Raw genomic sequence first — 2,260 nt, 5'->3', positions numbered from 1 at the left:
GCGTGACCGGGCGGGGCGCGACCGCCGCCCGGCGAGCCGGACGGCGGTCTGCAGAATCGTTACAGCCGGGCCGCCTTGGCGAGCAGCGCCAGCGCCTGCGCGTGCTCGTGCGGCTCCAGCGGGGCGAGCAGCGCCTCCTGGACTTCGCGGACCCCGGCGGTGGAGCGGTGCAGCAGCTCCTGGCCGGTCGGGGAGAGCGAGAGCAGGTTGCGGCGCCCGTCCGAGGGGTCGCGGCGGCGCTGCACCAGGCCGCGCCGGACCAGCCGGCTGACCATCTCGGCCATCGTCGCCTTGTCGAGCGAGGCGAGCTCGCCGACCGTGCGCTGGTCGGCGCCCGGTTCGGTCTCCAGCGCGTCCAGCACCGCGTACTGAGGAGCCGTCAGCTCGGTGCCGACCTTCTCCGACCAGAGCTTGGTGTGGACCTGCTGGGCGACCCGGATCAGGTAGCCGATGGCCCGCTGGGCGTCCAGCGTCGGCCGGGCGTCCGTCATCACGGCGACGGCCCCCGGTTCCAGCCGGGCTATCCGGGCCATGATCCGGACGATCTCCAGCTGCTCGTCCGGGCCGAGCGGCTCGAACAGGGTCCGCTGGACCCGGACCACGCCGCCGGTCGCCTCGCGGACGGCCTGAGCGCCGTTCTGCGAGAGCGCCAGCAGCTTGCGCCGGCCGTCGGCCGGGTCCCTGCGGCGGAGCACCAGGCCCCGCCGGACCAGCCGGGCGACCATCTCGGCCATCGTCGCCTTGTCGAGCGAGGCCCGTTCGCCGACCGTGCGCTGGTCGGCTCCGGGCTCCAGTGCCAGTACCAGCAGCACCGCGAACTGCGGAGCCGTCAGCTCGGTACCGACGTATTCGGACCACAAGCGGGTGTGCACCTGCTGGGCCACGCGGATGAGGTGACCGGGCGACTGCTGCAGTCGGCCGGGCACGCGGGTTGTCGGGATCTCCCCCAGCACCATGAAATCCGTCCCGGTGTCACGCGCGGGTGTGTGTGGGACACCCGAGCGGGGCAGTAACGGCGAGTGAGCATCCCGCTGTGAGAGAGGACGCGCCGGCCGTGCAGCCGGTGGCTGCTGGCGCACACTATACAAACGGTCGGCCTGGACCGGCAGGTAGGGGCGCAGAGTAGTCGCAGGATCGGCGAAGTTGGCATATTTCCCCCGTATGTCGGGACCACGCCCAACCTGGTTCACCCGCTCGGCCGCTTTTCGCCCTCACCCTCTGTCACCTGCGGCGCTGCCCCCTGGCCGGAAATCCTACTCACCGGTAAGGTTGCCGCGCTGCGCACCGCGCAACTCATTTATTTCTCATCGACGGGTCACCGGCCCGCGCCGGTCCGTCGTCCGACTTCGAGAGAGACGGGTACGAAGATGACCGAGCAGAGCACGTCCGTGACCGCCGGTGCTCCGGCGCGGGTGGCCGTGGTGACGGGTGCGGCCCGCGGGATCGGTGCGGCCACCGCGCTCCGACTGGCGGCGGACGGTTACGCCGTCGCCGTGGTCGACCTGGAGGAGTCCAACGCCAAGGGCACCGCCGAGGCGATCGAGGCCGCGGGCGGCCGCGCGCTGGCCGTCGGCGCGGACGTCTCGGACGCCGAGCAGGTGGAGGCCGCGGTGGAGCGGATCGCCGCCGAGCTCGGCGCCCCCGTGGTGCTGGTGAACAACGCGGGCGTGCTGCGCGACAACCTGCTGTTCAAGATGTCCGAGTCGGACTGGGACACCGTGATGGGCGTGCACCTCAAGGGCGCCTTCCTGATGACCCGCGCGGTGCAGAAGCACATGGTGGCGGCCGGTTTCGGACGGATCGTCAACCTGTCCTCCTCCTCCGCCCAGGGCAACCGGGGCCAGGCCAACTACTCCGCCGCCAAGGCCGGCCTGCAGGGCTTCACCAAGACCCTGGCCATCGAGCTCGGCAAGTTCGGCGTCACCGCCAACGCGGTCGCCCCCGGCTTCATCGCCACCGACATGACCGCGGCCACCGCGTCCCGGGTCGGCATGGAGTTCGAGGCGTTCAAGCAGGCCGCCGCCTCCGCCATCCCGGTCCAGCGGGTCGGCGTGCCGGAGGACATCGCGCACACCATCTCCTTCCTGGCCTCCGAGGGCGCGGGGTTCGTCTCCGGCCAGGTGATCTACGTCGCGGGCGGCCCGCTCGACTGAGCCGGACGGCCCGCCCGGCCCGCCGGGCGGGCCACCCGCGCGGGCGGGCGGGCGTCCGGCGCGCGCTCGTGGTGCGCCGCCCCGGGGCCGGGTCCAGACTCGATGGC

Annotated in this window: 2 protein-coding genes; one reads left to right on the top strand and one right to left on the bottom strand. The window is 72.7% G+C overall.

The genetic code is table 11. From position 1 onward, the window contains the following. Positions 1-59 precede the first annotated feature (59 nt). The gene (locus tag ACFUEL_RS38780; RefSeq protein ID WP_380242771.1) at positions 60-860 is read right to left on the bottom strand and encodes a MarR family winged helix-turn-helix transcriptional regulator; all 801 of its coding nucleotides are present in this window, start codon (positions 858-860) and stop codon (positions 60-62) included. Between the two features lie 507 nt (positions 861-1,367). Between ACFUEL_RS38780 and fabG the strand changes: the two genes are divergently transcribed. Beyond that, positions 1,368-2,153 (top strand): 3-oxoacyl-ACP reductase FabG, encoded by a 786-nt coding sequence (gene fabG, locus ACFUEL_RS38775; protein ID WP_380242769.1) that lies wholly within the window; start codon positions 1,368-1,370, stop codon positions 2,151-2,153. The last annotated feature ends 107 nt before the right edge of the window (positions 2,154-2,260 follow it).

The organism is Kitasatospora sp. NPDC057198 (genome assembly GCF_042670125.1).
GTDB lineage: Bacteria > Actinomycetota > Actinomycetes > Streptomycetales > Streptomycetaceae > Kitasatospora.
The sequence above is the reverse complement of the archived record's forward strand: the minus strand, read 5'-3'. Positions and strand labels throughout refer to the sequence as shown.

Excerpts from the sequence above, each read along its gene's own strand:
- fabG (WP_380242769.1), top strand. The coding sequence starts at position 1,368 with ATGACCGAGCAGAGCACGTCCGTGACCGCCGGTGCTCCGGCGCGGGTG.